Here is a 17,178-nt window from a genome sequence, read left to right on the forward strand (position 1 = left end):
GATTCAATTCTTGCGCGCAAGACACGAGGCACAGCATGCAAATCAAACTCGCCAACCCCCGTGGCTTCTGCGCCGGCGTGGACCGGGCGATCGAAATCGTCAACCGCGCCCTGGAAGTCTTCGGGCCGCCGATCTATGTCCGCCATGAAGTGGTGCACAACAAGTTCGTCGTCGAAGACCTGCGCAGCCGCGGGGCCATTTTTGTCGAGGAATTGGATCAGGTGCCGGACGACGTCATCGTGATCTTCAGCGCCCACGGGGTTTCCCAGGCGGTACGGACCGAAGCCGCCGGCCGTGGCCTGAAAGTGTTCGATGCCACCTGTCCGCTGGTGACCAAAGTGCACATCGAAGTGGCGCGTTACAGCCGCGACGGTCGAGAGTGCATCCTGATCGGCCATGAAGGCCACCCGGAAGTGGAAGGCACCATGGGCCAGTACGACGCCAGTAACGGCGGCGCAATCTACCTGGTCGAGGACGAGGAGGATGTGGCGGCCCTGCAAGTGCGCAATCCGGAAAAGCTCGCTTTTGTCACCCAGACCACATTATCGATGGACGACACCAGCCGGGTCATCGACGCCCTGCGCACGCGTTTCCCGGCCATCGGCGGGCCGCGCAAGGACGACATCTGCTACGCGACCCAGAACCGCCAGGACGCGGTCAAGCAACTGGCCGACGAGTGCGATGTGGTCCTGGTGGTCGGCAGCCCGAACAGCTCCAACTCCAATCGCTTGCGCGAACTGGCCGAACGCATGGCCACCCCGGCGTACCTGATCGACGGTGCCGAGGACATGCAGCGCAGCTGGTTCGACGGTGTCGAGCGGATCGGCATTACCGCCGGTGCCTCCGCGCCGGAAGTACTGGTACGCGGTGTGATCCAGCAGTTGCAGGCCTGGGGGGCGACGGGGGCGGATGAGTTGTCCGGCCGCGAGGAAAACATCACGTTCTCGATGCCGAAGGAGTTGCGCGTCCGCTCGCTGCTTTGAGTCCTTTTTCGCAAAGGGCCTGCTCGGCTTTGATACTTTCAAGGCGGACGCGGCCGGAGGGCGCCAGTATCACTTGATGGTGGCTGACCGGCCCGCGTTTGGCGCAGACATGCAGCGTGCCGGCCTGGAAAGAGCCATTGGCGTGTAATGCCGCCCCATGGCTACCGAACCTTACCCGGCGTTTCACCGTCTGGTTGCCGATCACGCGCGCGCTTGCGCTGCGTTCCTTCAGCAAGGTTTTCTCCTTGTTGTCCAGGGTGATCCGCCAGCCCTTGCCCCAATCATTGTCTATCCCATGTATCAATACTCGGCGGTTACGCATGATGGCTTCGCTGCGGGCGCTGCGTAACCCGCTGAGCAGCAACTGCGCGGTGTCCTCGCGTTCGATGGATTCGATCAGCTCTTTGTAGCCTGTACCGGCCCACGGCAGAACAATTGCGGCGATTGCCAGTCCCATGAGCAGTTCGATCAGGCTGAAACCCTGTTGGCGCATGACGTCTCCTCCCTGGAGTACGAAAAACGACGCGGTCCGTGCGCCGTCAAACTGAAACAACTGCACACACGGCGGTTGTTTGTTCTAGCGTGTAGAAGCAGGTATAGCCGACGGCAACGGAGGGCATCGATGGATCTTCGTACAAAAGGTTTCACGCTGATCGAAGTGTTGGTGGCCCTCGGCGTGCTGCTGATCCTGATCACCATGGCGGTGCCGGCATTCACCGGGGCAATGCAGGGCACCAAGGCCGATACCGAGGTCGGCGACTTGCGCCGGGCACTGAACTTTGCCCGGATGACGGCGATTGACCGTGGCATCACGGTACGGATTTGCCCGACGGCGGGGGGCAGCGTCTGGAGCGGCGAACTGGCGGTATATGCCGGTGCTTGCATTGCGCCCAATGTATTGCGGGTTGTTCCAGCCATGGGCAGCGGAGCGACTCTGACGCTACCCTCGGAAGTGACCAGCATCGACTTCAACAACCTGGGCGGATTATCGGCACCGGCGACGCCGGTGAGCTTCACTTACGTAAGAGGGGCGCAGAGCAGGACGCTCAATGTTTGCCTCAATGGACGAATCGTATCGGGTGGAAATTGCGGATGAAGGGTTGCAGTAAAAGCGCACAGGAGGGCATGACACTTATCGAAGTGCTGGTGGCGGTGCTGATTCTCGGCGTGGGCCTGCTGGGCGCGGCGATGATCCAGCTCAATGCCCTCAAGTACACCGACAGCTCGCGCATGACCAGCCAGGCCAGCTTCATCGCCTACGACATGCTGGACCGCATCCGTGCCAATTCCGCTGCCGACTACACCGTTACCCCGCCCAGTTCGCCCAACCTCAGCGTGACCCGGGACCAGGACCTATACGACTTCAAGACCAACATCGTCGCCTTCGGCGGCGCCACGGCCACCGGCACTGTTGCGTTGAACCAGCGGGTCTACACCATCACCATTGCCTGGGACGATGCCCGGGCCGCCAACACGACCGACGCGGCCGAGGCGCGGCGCACCTTCGTGCTGACCAGCCGCGTCGCCGTCGATCCACTGACAACGACGCCATGAATAGATATAGCCGGGGCTTCGGCCTGATCGAACTGATGATCGCGCTGGTGATCAGCCTGATCGTCGTGTTGGGCGTGGTGCAGATATTCATCGCCGCCAAAAATACCTACGCCAGCCAGAGCGCCGCCGCAGTGATGCAGGAGGACGCGCGGTTTGCCATGAGCAAGATGGTCCAGGAAATTCGCATGGTCGGCATGTTCGGTTGCCTGGCGACCATTACGGATGCCTCGACGGATAACAGTTTCGCGGCCAGCCAGATCACCCCGATCCGCTGGGACAATGCGAATCGGAGATTGACCCTGGTGACGGCGGACATCGGGAGCGGCGGTAGCGCACCGACCTGGACCGTCGTCTCCGATTGCCGCACCTCGGCGACCGCCTACTCGGAAGCGCGGGCGCCCGCGGCGGGACAGTTGGCCTTCCCGATCCGTCGACTGGTCTACAGCTTCAACAACAACCAATTGCTACTGGGCAGCGGCGTCGGCAATCCGCCGACCCTGTCGGTGCTGGTGGACAACGTGCGGGAGTTCGAGGTGATGTTCGGCGTGGCCGCCAGCGCGACGGACATCGCGGCCACCAGCTATACCGGTAACCCGGGCGACCCGGCGCTGATCCGCAGCGTGCGCCTGACGTTGACCCTGTTCGATCCGAAGAACGCCGTGCGCGAGCAGACCTTCAACGTGGTTGCCGCCTTGCGCAACCGGCTGCTATGAGGAGGCGATTGATGACTTCGGCAGGTCTCAAGCACCGCCAGCGCGGCATGGCATTGCTGGTGAGCCTGGTGTTCTTGCTGTTGCTGACGCTGATCGGCCTGTCGTCGATGCAGAGCGCCACCCTCCAGGAAAAAATGACCAGCAGCGTCATGCAGCGCAACCAGTCGTTCCAGATGGCCGAGGCTGCGCTGAGGGTTGGTGAAAGCGCGGTGCAGGCCGAGAGCTACTCGTTGCCGGTGTGCAACACCACGGCCCAATGCGCGCCACCGGCCGAGTCGGCGACGGTGACGGCGGCCGGGCGCAATTCATCCTCAGGAGTGCTCTGGGTGGCCGCCGCCGGTGGGTTTTATGGTGTGCAGAACATTGGCACCACGCTGGCGGCGGTCAATGTACCCGTCAATACCTCGGCGACGCTGTACCGGATCACCGCGGTGGCGGTGGTGGGCAATAACCAGCGCAGCGTGGTGGAGAGCATCTATGCGAAGTATTAATGGACTGCGGGGTTGGCGACAGGCGTTTTGCGGGGCGTTGCTCAGCCTGTACCTGGCGGCCCCGGTCTACGGCTTCACGCCTTCGGAGTCGCCGTTGCTGAGCGCGGCGGCGGTGACGCCCAACGTGATGCTGCTGATTGATGATTCGGGGAGTATGAACAACATTATCTGGGCGGCGGGGTTTGATCCGGCGGCGGCGCAACCACCTGTCTACGTATGCACTGACGATAGAAGCTGTAGCAGCAGCAATAGGGTATTGCTTGCGGCAAACGACGGGAACGTCTTGCTTGCGAGCCTGTTCCGTGGCGGCTGTTCAAATGGCTGGTACGGCTTCTACCGATCTGGCTTTGGCCAGGTATGCCTGCGGTTACCCGATCCGGTCGGGGGAGAGAACACCCGGTACACCGCAAAATATTTATCCTATCTCATGACCCAGGCCAACGGCTCAAGCCGCGATTTCACCACCGGCTCAATCCCCACCGATTACCGAATCAACGTGGCTCGGGATGTTTCGGCTGACCTGGTAGCCAATAACCGCGCCCTGCGCATCGGCCTCGCCACGTTCAACCCGCCCAACAGCAGTAACTCCGGCCCAGGTGGTTACATCGCTCGGGCCATCACTGACCTGTCACCGGTCAGCGGCAACGTCACCCAGACCCAAGCCAATACCAACTACAGCGCCCTGATCAACGCCATCAACGGCTTGGGCGCCGTCGCCAACACGCCGTTGGCCGAGAGCTACTACGAAGTCACCCGCTATTTTCGCGGCATGGCGCCGTACTACAACGGCACACCCAGCACCTACACCAGCCCGATCCAATACCGGTGCCAGAAAAATTTCGGCGTGGTAATCACCGATGGCCTGCCCACCTTCGACCGAACCTTCCCCACCAATGACCCGCTGGGGGGAAACCGTCTGCCTAATTGGGATGGCATCAGTACCAACGATGGTGCCAGTCCCGTTGGCGATGCGGAGGGCGACACGCTTTACCTGGACGACATCGCCAAGTTCGCCTTCGACATCGACATGCGCACCACCGGCACTGACGTCACGGGGAAAAGCTGGGACGGCGCTGAGTTTCGCCGACAGTACCTCAATACCTACACCGTAGGTTTTGCCGTCACCAACCAGATGCTTTCCGACGCTGCCCGCTACGGTGCAGGCAGGTATTATCCGGCGACCGACAGCGAAGGCCTGAACTCAGCCCTGTCATCGGCCCTCAGCGACATCACCTCCAAGGCCGGCTCCGGGGGCGGCGGCACCAGCAATGGCGCCACGCTGTCCAGCACCTCCAGTTACTACCAGACGACGTACGATCCCAAGGACTGGCGCGGCACCATCAAGGCGTTCGGTTTCACCTCGACCGGAACGGTCAACACGGCGGCGTTGCAATGGACTACCGATACCGCCATCGTGCCCGGCGCCACGGCGCCGATCTATCAGTCCTGGAACACCGCGACCAACGTGCCGGTGACCCTGGCCTACGGCAACTTTTCACCGGCCCAGCAAACCAGCCTGAGCCAGGGTTTGCCCACGGGGATTACTGGCATCGATCTGGTGCAGTGGAGCAAGGGCGTCAACAAGACCGGGCTGAAGGTGCGCAGCGTCTTGCTCGGGGACATCATCAACTCGCCGCTGGCCCTGGCTTCGCCCAACGACCAGACTGCCTCGGACCTGTTGAACGACACCAGCTACAGCACGTACCTGACCACCAAGGCGGCGAACATGAGCAGCAGCCTTTTGGTGAATGGCAATGACGGTTTTTTCAGCGTTATCAACAGCACGAATGGCACCCGGCGCTACGCCTATATGCCATCGAGCGTGCTGCCCTCGTTGCAGCTCATCGCCGATCCCAACTACATCAACGGAGTGAGCCACAAGTTCTTGGTGGACGGGCAGGTCGGCGTATTTGACGCGCAAATGGGCAGCGCCTGGAAAACCCTTGCCTTGGGTGGCACCGGGGCGGGTGGCCGGGCGTTTTATGCGGTGCAATTGTTCGACGCATCGGCCGGTAACGCGATCCGCGCGCTGTGGGAAATCAGCGCGCCGACGGTCGCCAACACAGCCCATGCCTTCAATGATCTCGGCTACGCCTACGCGCGCCCCGAAGTCGCGCGGCTGTCGGACGGTCGCTGGGCGGCGTTCATTTCCAATGGCTACGGCAGCAACACCGGCGTGGCGGCGTTGTACGTGGTGGACATTCGCGACGGCTCGCTGATTCGCAAGATCGTCATCAACAGCAGCGAGACCGATAACGGCCTCTCGTCGGTCAAGCTGCGGGTCAACTCGCAGAACGTGGTGCAAGCGGCCTATGGCGGGGACCTGAAAGGGCGGATGTGGAAATTCGACCTCAGCGGCGCGTCTCCCAACACTTGGGGGCTGGCGTTTGCCGGTCAGCCATTGTTCACCGCCCCAGGCGGAGCAACCCAGCCGATCACCGCCCAGCCCCTGCTGGCGGAAAATCCCCAAGGCGGCATCCAGGTGTTTTTCGGCACTGGCAAGTTCAACGAATCGGTGGACAAGCTCAACAAGGACTTGCAGGGGTTCTATTCAATCTGGGACGCCACGGGCGGCGCCGGACAAATCACCGTGTCGAGCCTGCAGGCGCAATCGATCACCGGCATTTTTTCAGGCGCCACGGGGCAATTCGTGACCACCAGCCAGAACGACGTGGCTTATCCCGCGAAGAAGGGCTGGTATTTGCCGCTGATCTACAATAATGCGCTGACCGGCGAGAGGGTGATCAATCCAGCCAACCTGGTGCTCGGGCGCGTTGTCTTCACCACCGCCGCCGTGGACACCACCGACCCTTGCGCCAGCTTCGGTACGGGCAAACTCATCGAAGTGGATGCGTTCAACGGTAAGATGCTCAACTATGCGGTACTCGATACCAACAACGATGGCGCGCTCAACAGTCTCGACACGGTCTCCGCCGGCGTGGTGTTCACGGGCGGTATCCCAACCCTGAGCGCCGTCGTCAATGCCAACGGGGCCACTAACATGATCGTGAACGACTCCGGCGGCGGTATCACCGACCTGTTGGGCAAATCCGTGGGCGGCAGTCGCCGTATCATGTGGCGGCAAATACAGTGAGAGGTTAGGCATGCGTAGATCCAACCGGGGTTTCACCTTGATCGAAATCATGATCGTGATCGCGATCGTCGGTATCGTGATCACCATCGGCTATCCGAGCCTGAGCGAATACATGAAGAAAGGCCGGCGTACCGAGATTGCCGGGCTCTTGTCGGAGCAGGCGCAGATCCTCGAGCGTCACTACTCGAAGGCCAACGTCTACACCAATGCAACTGGCCTGAGCGGCGGCAACGACTTCTATAACATCGATAGGGCGCTGGAGGACCAGCGCTTTACCCTGACGGCCGTGCGCAAGAGTGGCTCGTCCATGGCGACCGACAAGTGTGGTGATTTCACGATTGATAACACGGGCAAGCGGGGCAATCCCAACTCCGCTGCCGGCGTGACCCCCAAGGATTGCTGGGGGCGCTGAGTTTTCTTTTTCGGGGCGCAGTCTTGCGTCTCTGTCTTGAGAGTCGAAACAGAACATGACCAGGCAACAGCAAGTGGTGATTGTCGGCGGCGGAGTCATCGGCCTGCTGACCGCATTCAATCTCGCCTCGGAAGGGCAGCGCGTCGTGCTGCTGGATCGCTCCGGCGTCGGGCAGGAGTCGTCCTGGGCCGGTGGCGGTATCGTTTCGCCGTTGTATCCGTGGCGCTATAGCCCGGCGGTCACCGCGTTGGCCCATTGGTCGCAGGATTTTTATCCACAGCTGGGCGAGCGTTTGTTCGCCGCGACCGGGATCGACCCGCAAGTGCACGTCACCGGCCTGTATTGGCTGGACCTGGATGATCAAGACGAAGCACTGGCCTGGGCCGAGCGGGAAGGGCGTCCGCTGCGGGCTGTGGATATCAGCGCGGTGCATGACGCTGTACCGGTGCTCGGTTCGGGGTTTTCCCGGGCCATCTATATGGCCGATGTGGCTAACGTGCGCAATCCTCGGCTGGTCAAGTCCCTCAAGGCTGCCTTGCTGGCGATGCCAAACGTCACGCTTCACGAGCATTGCGAAGTCAGCGGTTTTATCCGTGACGGTGGGCGTGTCGTCGGCGTTGAGAGTTCAGCGGGGGAGGTTCGCGGTGATCAAGTGGTACTGGCCGCCGGCGCCTGGAGCGGCGAGTTGCTTGGGACATTGGGGCTGAAGTTGCCGGTTGAGCCGGTGAAGGGCCAGATGATTCTGTACAAGTGCGCTGAGGATTTTCTGTCGAGCATGGTCCTGGCCAGGGGGCGTTACGCAATTCCCCGTCGTGACGGGCACATTCTGATTGGCAGTACGCTGGAGCGTGAAGGCTTCGACAAAACGCCGACCGATGCGGCGCTGGAGAGTCTCAAGGCTTCGGCGGTGGCGCTGGTTCCGGCGCTGGCCGATGCCGAGGTGGTGGGGCATTGGGCCGGGTTGCGGCCGGGGTCGCCGGAAGGTATTCCCTTTATCGGCGAGGTGCCTGGGTTCGAGGGTTTGTGGTTGAACTGCGGGCATTATCGCAATGGGCTGGTGCTGGCGCCGGCTTCGTGTCGGTTGTTTGTCGATCTGATGTTGGGGCGTGAGGCGGTGATTGATCCGCGACCTTATGCGCCTGCTGGGCGGTTGTAAGGTTTGGCTCTGTATCGAGCTTGTTATCGCGTACATATCCGTTGCTGCGGTAACGGCTGCTTATGGTTCCGCCCTTACGGCGTCTCACTTTTGAGAAGCGCAAAAGTAAGCAAAACGCTTTTGCCGGTATGACTCACCCACATGGGTTACAAATCAGTTCAAGCACATAGGTAACAGTTATTAACTGGCATGGTCGATTTCGCGAGGATCTGACCATGCCCTGGAAAGAGCTGAAACCTATGGACCTCAAAGTGATGTTCATCGCGGCGTATCTGTCTGAAGAACACAGCTTTAGCCAGCTGTGTCAGGACTATCAGATCAGCCGAAAGACTGGCTATAAGTGGGTCGAACGCTATCAGTTAGAGGGGCCCAGTGGGCTCGATGAGCGTAGTCGGCGCCGGCACAACCAGACCTATGTGGTGCCGCTGGTTGTGAGGCAGGCAATCATTGAGTTTCGCTCTACTGGCGAAACGGTTCCGGGTCCTAAAAAGATTCAGAACGATCTGATGAAACGCTTTCCTGGGCAGGATCCGCCTTCGAAAACGACCATCTACAACATCCTTAAGGCAGCGGACCTGATCACGTCTCGACCGTTGCGCCAGCGTGTCGCTGTCTATCCCAAGCCTTTGCGTAAGGCAGAATCGCCTAATCAACTCTTCAGCGCAGATTACAAAGGCCAATTTCTCACCGGAGCGGGTGTCTGGTGTTATCCGCTGACGATCATGGACCATGCCAGTCGCTTCTTGCTTGCCTGCGAGAGCATGGCTAACACCAATCTCAAGGAGACCCAGCAAACCTTCGAGCACGTCTTTCGGGAGTATGGGATGCCTGAGCGCATCCGAACCGATAATGGCGTGCCGTTTGCGAGCACAGGGCGTGCGGGGTTGTCGCAGTTATCCATCTGGTGGCTACGCCTTGGGATTATTCCTGAGCGAATTGAGCCCGGTCGACCAGATCAAAATGGACGTCATGAGCGTATGCACCGGACATTGAAGAGTACGTTTCCCAAACCGCCGGCCATTGCCTGGGAGGCTCAGCAAAAACACTTTGATCGATTTATGCAGCACTACAATCATGAACGGGGACACGAAGCACTCGGCCAGAAAACCCCGGCGTCCTGCTATACCCCCTCAACCCGAGTTTACCCGGAGAAACTACCGGAAATGGGGTATGCGAGCCATGTTGAGTGTTACCTGGCCGATGGTAGCGGAATCATTAATCGAGATGGTCTGCGGATATATGTGGGGAACCTGCTCAGGCATCAAACCATTGGAATGGAGATGATCAAAGACGGGGTATGGAATGTTATCTTCGGTCCGGTGATCCTAGGTCACGTCAATGCCCGGGACGCAAAAAACGGCTATGTTTCAATCAAAGTGTCACCTATGTGAATGCACTTTTTTGTAACCCATGTGGTTGTTCCGTACATGCCCACCACTTGGCACCTCGCCTAGGCTCGGTGTGCCTGAACTAAGGCATTGCTCCGTGGGCCCGCCGCGAAGGGCCATCCATGGCCCAGCGCGGCTAACCCGGCATCCATGCCGGGTTGCCCACTGCGCAACACCTTAGTTCAGCCAGCGTGGTTAACGGGGCGCCGAGATCAACGTCCGCCGCGAGGCGGCCTGATAGCCGACCTGGTTTTGGTTGGGATTGCGTTTCTCCTGTGCGAGCCTGCTCGCAGCGGCACTCAAGAAAAACGATACCCCCGTGGCGAGGGAGCTTGCTCCCGCTGGGCTGCGCAGCAGACCCAGGACCATTCAGCAAGGTGTATCTGGATAATCGCAGGGTGATTTTCTACGACTGCTTCGCAGCCGAGCGGGAGCAAGCTCCCTCGCCACGGTACTTTCGTCCCCCACGCCTGCTGGCCCACCGTCATCGCAAGCAAGCCCGCATTCACAGAAGAAACGCGATCCCAACCAAAACCAGGTCGGCTATCAGGCCGCCTCGCGGCGGACGTTGATCTCGGCGCCCCGTTAACCACGATGGCCGCACGCAGGCATTGTGGAGTGGGTATCCCGGCATGGATGCCGGGATAGCCGCGCTGGGCCATGGATGGCCCTTCGCGGCGGGCCCACGGAGCAATGCCGGAGGGCGGGCACACCGAGCCTAAGCGAGGTGCCGAGTGGTGGGGCAAAAGCGTTAATGAGATGGTCAGCCCGGCGAGAACCTCAGGTCTAAACTTCTGAGGTTCTCCCTTTTCCTGAGGAGGCTTTCTCATGAACAGCGTGACGCTTCTAGGCATCGACATTGGCAAAAACAGCTTCCACTTGCATGGCCAAGATGCACAAGGCCACATGGTTCTGCGCAAGAAGCTTAATCGCAGCCAGTTGCTACCGTGGCTAGCACAAATACCACCCTGCAAAGTCGCCATGGAATCCTGTGGCGGGTCACAGTTTCTGGCGAGAGAAATCACCAAGCTCGGCCATCAGGTCCAACTGATTGCGCCACAGCATGTAAAAGCTTACGTCACGGGCAACAAGAACGATTTCATTGATGCCGAAGCTATCTGCGAAGCCGCATCACGCCCCAGAACGCGCTCTGTGCAGGTCAAGTCGGTCGACCAGCAGGTATTGTCGACGGTGCATAAATTGCGTAAATCACTGGTAAGTCGACGCACCGGCGTGATCAACCAGGTGCACGGGTTCTTATTGGAGTTTGGCGTTATCTTTCCCGCCGGCTATGCCGCGCTGGATCGGGTTCCTACATTGATGGAAGAACACAATCTACCTCTGCGCCTGAGGCAGGCTATTAATCGGATGCTTGATGACATTCGTCAATTGACCAGCGAAATCAAAGCGCTGGATACCGAGATCAAGCAGCAGGTAAACAGGAGTGACGCCGGCAAAAGATTACAGAGCGTCCCCGGCATCGGCCCCCTCATCGCTAGCGCGTTGGTGGCCGATGTCGGGGATGCTTCGATGTACAAATCGTCCCGAGACTTTTCGGCCTCCCTGGGGTTAGTGCCGCGGCAATACTCGACTGGGGGGCAAACCACGTTACTGGGTATTAGCAAGCGTGGGGATCGGTATTTGCGAACCTTGTTGATGCAGGGCGCCCAAACCCTGCTTTACCGAATCGATAAACGAAACGATGCGCTCGGCGTCTGGGCTAGAAACCTTTTGGCCCGAAAACCAATCAACAAAGTTGCCTGTGCTCTGGCTAATAAAATGGCCAGGATCGTCTGGGCGCTGTTGACCAAAGGTGGCACCTACAACGGGCATTTCACTGCGTGATCCAGTTTTACCACCGGCTTTTGCGACGTCAGTAAGTGATGGCGATAAACGGCAAATATCCTGGCTGAGAACCTGATAAGCAAAGAAGCTTTCGAAGCTGAAGCGCTTTTAAGGACAGGCAGGAGCGAATACTCATCAAGGGCCGAGCGCGTACCCGCGCTCACATGGAGCCCGGATACATTAGCGCAAGCCTGATTTACCGTTCATCGTGACTGAGTAGCAAAAGGTAGGCTGATGTACGGAACAACCACATGGGTTACAAAAAAGTGCATTCACATAGGTGACACTTTGATTGAAACATAGCCGTTTTTTGCGTCCCGGGCATTGACGTGACCTAGGATCACCGGACCGAAGATAACATTCCATACCCCGTCTTTGATCATCTCCATTCCAATGGTTTGATGCCTGAGCAGGTTCCCCACATATATCCGCAGACCATCTCGATTAATGATTCCGCTACCATCGGCCAGGTAACACTCAACATGGCTCGCATACCCCATTTCCGGTAGTTTCTCCGGGTAAACTCGGGTTGAGGGGGTATAGCAGGACGCCGGGGTTTTCTGGCCGAGTGCTTCGTGTCCCCGTTCATGATTGTAGTGCTGCATAAATCGATCAAAGTGTTTTTGCTGAGCCTCCCAGGCAATGGCCGGCGGTTTGGGAAACGTACTCTTCAATGTCCGGTGCATACGCTCATGACGTCCATTTTGATCTGGTCGACCGGGCTCAATTCGCTCAGGAATAATCCCAAGGCGTAGCCACCAGATGGATAACTGCGACAACCCCGCACGCCCTGTGCTCGCAAACGGCACGCCATTATCGGTTCGGATGCGCTCAGGCATCCCATACTCCCGAAAGACGTGCTCGAAGGTTTGCTGGGTCTCCTTGAGATTGGTGTTAGCCATGCTCTCGCAGGCAAGCAAGAAGCGACTGGCATGGTCCATGATCGTCAGCGGATAACACCAGACACCCGCTCCGGTGAGAAATTGGCCTTTGTAATCTGCGCTGAAGAGTTGATTAGGCGATTCTGCCTTACGCAAAGGCTTGGGATAGACAGCGACACGCTGGCGCAACGGTCGAGACGTGATCAGGTCCGCTGCCTTAAGGATGTTGTAGATGGTCGTTTTCGAAGGCGGATCCTGCCCAGGAAAGCGTTTCATCAGATCGTTCTGAATCTTTTTAGGACCCGGAACCGTTTCGCCAGTAGAGCGAAACTCAATGATTGCCTGCCTCACAACCAGCGGCACCACATAGGTCTGGTTGTGCCGGCGCCGACTACGCTCATCGAGCCCACTGGGCCCCTCTAACTGATAGCGTTCGACCCACTTATAGCCAGTCTTTCGGCTGATCTGATAGTCCTGACACAGCTGGCTAAAGCTGTGTTCTTCAGACAGATACGCCGCGATGAACATCACTTTGAGGTCCATAGGTTTCAGCTCTTTCCAGGGCATGGTCAGATCCTCGCGAAATCGACCATGCCAGTTAATAACTGTTACCTATGTGCTTGAACTGATTTGTAACCCATGTGGGTGAGTCATACCCTGACCATACATTTGCTTACTTTTGCGCTTCTCAAAAGTGAGACGCCGTAAGGGCGGAACCCTAAGCAGCCGTTACCGAAGAAACGGATCTACACCCCCCACAATGTCGACCTCACCCCCCAACCAAGATTTGTGGGAATGTTCGGACAACAATCTAAACCAAGCCGACTTTTCCGACGAGTTCTGGCGGTTGCCGGGTGGGAAGATCTCTCGTTAACCTTTCCCCGTCGCTGCAAATTCAGCGTCCGGGCGTCGCGGCCCGCTAACTTGGTAATCCATTTTTTCCTTTGGAGTACCGCAATGAGTGAAAAACCTCCATCACCTTCAGAGCCTAACCCGAACGGGCTCGATGAAGCCGCCAAACGCGTCATCGATTCTTACCTCGACCCAAAACCTGAAACCAAAAAGAAACCAGCACCGAACCAGCTGTTCACCGTCGTGGACGGCATCGACGTCGAATGCCTGCTGACCAACCTCAGCGAAACCCTAGCCTCAGCCAACGCCACCATCAGCGACCTGGCCTTCGACCTGAAAGGCTCACGACGGCAGATCGCATTGGGGATACAACAACTGATTGAACTGAGTGAACTGCTGGCCAATCGTGTATTGAATGAGCAGGTGCCGGTGACCGGGAGATAGGTAAAGGCGCTGCAGCAAACCCAATCCCTGTGGTGGGGCAAGCTCCCTCACCACAGGTATTAGCTGCTACCGGGGGCACGAGCGTCAAACCGTGGCTCAATCCAACCCCAACTTCTTCAACCGATACCGCATCGACCGAAACGACAACTTCAACCGCTGCGCCGCCGCCGTGCGGTTCCAGCGGGTTTCCTCCAGTGCCTGGAGAATCACCTTGCGCTCGACCTCTTCGAGATAGCCGTCCAGATTGTCGACCTGCATCAAATCGGGACTGCCCGAGTCGCCAGCGCTACCGCCCTCGGCCAGCCGCAGATCTTCGGCCTCGATCTGTTGGTGTTCGCAGAGGGTATAGGCCCGTTCGAGCATGTTTTCCAGCTCCCGCACGTTGCCTGGGAAGCGGTAATTGCGCAGGGCGTCCAGCGCGCGTGGGTGCAGCTTGGCCGCAGGGCTGCCGGTGCTGGCGGCCAGGCGCTGGAGTACGTGGGTCGCCAGCGGTTCGATGTCTTCTCGGCGTTCACGTAATGGCGGGACACGAAGTTCGATGACGTTCAGCCGGTAATACAGATCCTGGCGAAAACGCCCGGCAGCGACTTCCGCGTCCAGGTCTTTATGGGTGGCGCACAGGATGCGCACATCCACCACCTCTTCCTGCTGGCCTCCCACGGCGCGCACGGCTTTTTCCTGGATGGCGCGCAACAGCTTGACCTGCATCGCCAATGGCAAGTCGGCCACTTCGTCGAGAAATAGAGTCCCGCCATGGGCAGCCTGGAACAATCCGGGCTTGTCCTCGATGGCGCCGCTGAAGCTGCCTTTTCTATGACCGAAAAATTCGCTTTCCATCAGCTCTGTCGGAATCGCCCCACAGTTGACGGGCACAAAGCGCTGGCTGGCTCGGGGGCCTTGCTGGTGGATCAGACGGGCGACCAGTTCCTTGCCGCAACCCGACTCGCCACTGATGTACACCGGCGCTTGGCTGCGGGCGAGTTTTTCGATCTGTTTGCGCACATTGCGCATGGGCGGGGAGTCGCCCAGCAGGCAGCGCTCGACGGTCGCTCCTGGTGAAGCGACGGGCGGCATGCGCAAGGCACTACCGACCAACTCCCGCAGGCGGGCCAGGTCGACGGGCTTGGTCAGGAAGTCGAAGGCACCAGCCTTGAGGGCGTCGATGGCGACTTCCAGGCTGCCATAGGCGGTGATCATCGCCACCGGCAGTTGGGGCTGGCGTTGCTGGATGTGTTGCACCAGTTCCAGCCCGGTGCCGTCGGGCAGGCGCATGTCGGTCAGGCACAGGTCGAAGGCTTCGCCCTCCAGCAGCGACCGGGCCTCGGCAAGGTTCTTGGCGCTGCGGGTGTCGAGTTTCATCCGTCCCAGGGTGATTTCCAGGAGTTCGCGGATGTCCGGCTCGTCGTCGACGATCAGGATTCGTTGCCGTGAGCGTGTATTCAAATCTGTTTCCGTCCGTGAGCAAAAGTGATGCGAAAGCAGCCGCCGCCTTGGCGTGGTTTGAAGTCTAGGCGGGCCTGGTTGCTTTCGCACAGCTCACGGGACAGATAAAGCCCAAGGCCGGTGCCCTGGCTGCTGGTGGTGAAGAAAGGCTCGAACAAGTGCACCTGCTGATCGGGTGTTACACCGGGGCCGTTGTCGATGATGTCCAGCGTGGCCAGTTGGCTGTGCGGGTCGACGAACAGTTTCAGCCAGGCCTCGGCCTGCCCGTGAACCATGGCGCTGTGGCGCCAGGCATTGCGCAGCAGGTTGTCGAGCACTTGGGTCAGTTGGTCGGGGTCCATCAGCGTGACGTAGTCGCCCGGGTCGATGCTCAGGTGCAGATGCTGGTGTTCGGTCACGCTTTCGCGAGCCTGTTGGACGTACTGCTCCAGCCATGTGCGCAAATCCAGGCGTTGGGGCGCGGTTTGCTGGCGGCGTGACAGTTGCAGGACGTTTTCAATGACGCGATTCATTCGTTGGGAGTGATCTTGAATAATCTGCGTCAGACGCCGGTCCGCGTCGTTCAGTTCCTCGGATTCGCGCAGCAATTGCGCGGCGTGGCTGATCGCCCCCAAGGGATTGCGGATTTCATGGGCGATACCGGCAGTGAGGCGCCCGAGGGAGGCGAGCTTCAGTTGCTGGGCGTGCTGGGCTATCTGGGCCAGGTCTTCGAGAAAAACCAGGATCTGTTGCTGGTCCTGCGGCCCCAGGACGATGAAGCTGGGTTGCAGGGTCAGGCCCGTGCCGCTGATGGTCAGGCTTTGTGGCCGCAGGCTGGGATTGTTCAGCCATCCTTGCAGCCGTTCGACCAGGGCGTTGGAATAGTCGTCGATCCGCTGGCCAATCAAGTCGTGCATGCCCAGCAGGTTCAGGGCGCTTTCGTTGGCCAGTTGCACCTTGCGCTGGCGATCCAGCACGAGGATGCCGGTGCGCATGCGTTGCAGGATCAGCGCGTTGAGCGCTTCGAGGCTGAGTACTTCGCTGGCTCGTTGCTCGGCCAGGCTTTCGCTGACTTCCAGGCGTCGGGTCAGGCCTTGTACCAGCAACGCGGCGGCAAAGCACAAGGCGCCCAAGGTGCCGGCCTGCAAATAACTGCTGGGGCGGCTCGAGTCGCTGAGGCCGAGGAACAAGCTTGAACCGACGATGCCAATCGTGGCGACGGCGGCGAGCAACAGGCCGATCCGACCGCGCAACAAGGTATTGCCAATTGCCACTGAGACAATGATCAGGTTGCCGATGGCGCTGGGAGCACCGCCTGCGACAAAGAACAGCCACGACAGCAGCAGGACGTCGGTCAGTGCCAGGCCGAACAGCCGGGCCGGGCGGCGAGTGTTCTCAAGAAACACCACCAGCAGGATATTCAGCACCAGATACAACCAACTGCCGCTGCGCAGCAGATCGTCGTTGGCGAACTCCAACAAGCGGTTGTCCATGTTGCTGGAGATCAACAGCACCAGGGTGATGCCGATGCTCAGGCGGTACAGGTGATAAAGACGCAGCAGGCGCTGCGCCTGTTTGACGCGAGGGCGTGAAGCCTCAGCGATCACGAGTGCCCGGGCCTTGCTCAAGGTGAGCCTGGCTGCAATACCACTGTTGCTGGAGCGTCAGCGCCCGGTCCCGCGGCAGATGGACGCCGCAATGAGCGCAACGAACCATGGGCGGTGCGTCCTGTTCCCGGTGCGAGTTCGGTGCGGAGGTGGCCCCCTTGAATTTGCGCCACAACCATATCGCGGCGGCAATCAGGACAATCCAGAACAGTAAACGAAGCATGATAGGCGGCTTTTCGGCTAGAGATCAGGCAGTTTAGCCAAGGACTGGAACGGCGCACAGCGCAATAAAACCCAGGCACAAAAAAGGAGACTCGCAGGTCTCCTTTTTCGTCA

16 protein-coding genes are annotated in these 17,178 nt (G+C 59.4%); 11 read left to right on the plus strand and 5 right to left on the minus strand.

Going from position 1 to position 17,178, the window contains the following annotated elements; all coding sequences use genetic code 11:
* Nucleotides 1–35: 35 nt before the first annotated feature.
* Nucleotides 36–983, plus strand: a complete 948-nt coding sequence (ispH, locus tag HU742_RS20900; RefSeq protein ID WP_186645271.1) for a 4-hydroxy-3-methylbut-2-enyl diphosphate reductase — start codon at nucleotides 36–38, stop codon at nucleotides 981–983.
* Here the strand turns inward: ispH and HU742_RS20905 are convergent.
* Nucleotides 937–1,476, minus strand: coding sequence for a GspH/FimT family pseudopilin (locus tag HU742_RS20905; protein ID WP_186645273.1), 540 nt, complete (start codon nucleotides 1,474–1,476; stop codon nucleotides 937–939). The two genes, ispH and HU742_RS20905, sit on opposite strands and share 47 nt — an antisense overlap.
* A 129-nt stretch (nucleotides 1,477–1,605) precedes the next feature.
* On the opposite strand from HU742_RS20905, the gene HU742_RS20910 reads away from it, so the two are divergent.
* From HU742_RS20910 to HU742_RS20950, 9 genes are all read left to right on the plus strand, one after another.
* The gene (locus tag HU742_RS20910) at nucleotides 1,606–2,079 is read left to right on the plus strand and encodes a GspH/FimT family pseudopilin (protein ID WP_186641773.1); all 474 of its coding nucleotides are present in this window, start codon (nucleotides 1,606–1,608) and stop codon (nucleotides 2,077–2,079) included.
* Nucleotides 2,076–2,537, plus strand: coding sequence for a type IV pilus modification protein PilV (gene pilV, locus HU742_RS20915; RefSeq protein WP_186641774.1), 462 nt, complete (start codon nucleotides 2,076–2,078; stop codon nucleotides 2,535–2,537). The genes HU742_RS20910 and pilV overlap by 4 nt, the downstream gene beginning before the upstream one ends.
* Nucleotides 2,534–3,250: a PilW family protein gene (locus tag HU742_RS20920; protein ID WP_186645276.1), complete on the plus strand. Its 717-nt coding sequence runs from the start codon at nucleotides 2,534–2,536 to the stop codon at nucleotides 3,248–3,250. The genes pilV and HU742_RS20920 overlap by 4 nt, the downstream gene beginning before the upstream one ends.
* Entirely contained in the window at nucleotides 3,247–3,741 is a 495-nt protein-coding gene (locus HU742_RS20925; RefSeq protein ID WP_186645278.1) for a pilus assembly PilX family protein, read from the plus strand. The genes HU742_RS20920 and HU742_RS20925 overlap by 4 nt, the downstream gene beginning before the upstream one ends.
* The gene (locus HU742_RS20930) at nucleotides 3,728–6,835 is read left to right on the plus strand and encodes a pilus assembly protein (protein WP_186645280.1); all 3,108 of its coding nucleotides are present in this window, start codon (nucleotides 3,728–3,730) and stop codon (nucleotides 6,833–6,835) included. Before HU742_RS20925 ends, HU742_RS20930 begins: the two co-directional genes overlap by 14 nt.
* 10 nt (nucleotides 6,836–6,845) lie before the next feature.
* Nucleotides 6,846–7,247, plus strand: coding sequence for a type IV pilin protein (locus HU742_RS20935; RefSeq protein ID WP_186641779.1), 402 nt, complete (start codon nucleotides 6,846–6,848; stop codon nucleotides 7,245–7,247).
* A 55-nt stretch (nucleotides 7,248–7,302) separates the two neighbouring features.
* Nucleotides 7,303–8,403, plus strand: a complete 1,101-nt coding sequence (gene thiO, locus HU742_RS20940) for a glycine oxidase ThiO (RefSeq protein ID WP_186645282.1) — start codon at nucleotides 7,303–7,305, stop codon at nucleotides 8,401–8,403.
* Nucleotides 8,404–8,618: 215 nt separating this feature from the next.
* Complete coding sequence (locus HU742_RS20945) at nucleotides 8,619–9,794, plus strand: integrase core domain-containing protein (RefSeq protein WP_186641867.1); 1,176 nt, start codon at nucleotides 8,619–8,621, stop codon at nucleotides 9,792–9,794.
* A gap of 825 nt (nucleotides 9,795–10,619) precedes the next feature.
* Nucleotides 10,620–11,636, plus strand: coding sequence for an IS110 family RNA-guided transposase (locus HU742_RS20950; protein WP_186645355.1), 1,017 nt, complete (start codon nucleotides 10,620–10,622; stop codon nucleotides 11,634–11,636).
* A gap of 272 nt (nucleotides 11,637–11,908) precedes the next feature.
* Here the strand turns inward: HU742_RS20950 and HU742_RS20955 are convergent, their stop codons facing one another.
* Complete coding sequence (locus tag HU742_RS20955; RefSeq protein ID WP_186641867.1) at nucleotides 11,909–13,084, minus strand: integrase core domain-containing protein; 1,176 nt, start codon at nucleotides 13,082–13,084, stop codon at nucleotides 11,909–11,911.
* Nucleotides 13,085–13,474: 390 nt separating this feature from the next.
* Between HU742_RS20955 and HU742_RS20960 the strand changes: the two genes are divergently transcribed.
* The gene (locus tag HU742_RS20960; protein WP_186641852.1) at nucleotides 13,475–13,813 is read left to right on the plus strand and encodes a DUF6124 family protein; all 339 of its coding nucleotides are present in this window, start codon (nucleotides 13,475–13,477) and stop codon (nucleotides 13,811–13,813) included.
* A 96-nt stretch (nucleotides 13,814–13,909) separates the two neighbouring features.
* Here the strand turns inward: HU742_RS20960 and HU742_RS20965 are convergent, their stop codons facing one another.
* From HU742_RS20965 to HU742_RS20975, 3 genes are read right to left on the minus strand one after another with little or no spacing between them, the layout of a single operon-like run.
* Nucleotides 13,910–15,256, minus strand: a complete 1,347-nt coding sequence (locus HU742_RS20965; protein WP_186645164.1) for a sigma-54-dependent transcriptional regulator — start codon at nucleotides 15,254–15,256, stop codon at nucleotides 13,910–13,912.
* Nucleotides 15,253–16,842, minus strand: a complete 1,590-nt coding sequence (locus HU742_RS20970; protein ID WP_186641857.1) for an ATP-binding protein — start codon at nucleotides 16,840–16,842, stop codon at nucleotides 15,253–15,255. The genes HU742_RS20965 and HU742_RS20970 overlap by 4 nt, the downstream gene beginning before the upstream one ends.
* Nucleotides 16,832–17,065 (minus strand): PP0621 family protein, encoded by a 234-nt coding sequence (locus HU742_RS20975; RefSeq protein WP_186613071.1) that lies wholly within the window; start codon nucleotides 17,063–17,065, stop codon nucleotides 16,832–16,834. Before HU742_RS20975 ends, HU742_RS20970 begins: the two co-directional genes overlap by 11 nt.
* Nucleotides 17,066–17,178 lie beyond the last annotated feature (113 nt).

The organism is Pseudomonas marvdashtae (genome assembly GCF_014268655.2).
Lineage (GTDB): Bacteria > Pseudomonadota > Gammaproteobacteria > Pseudomonadales > Pseudomonadaceae > Aquipseudomonas > Aquipseudomonas marvdashtae.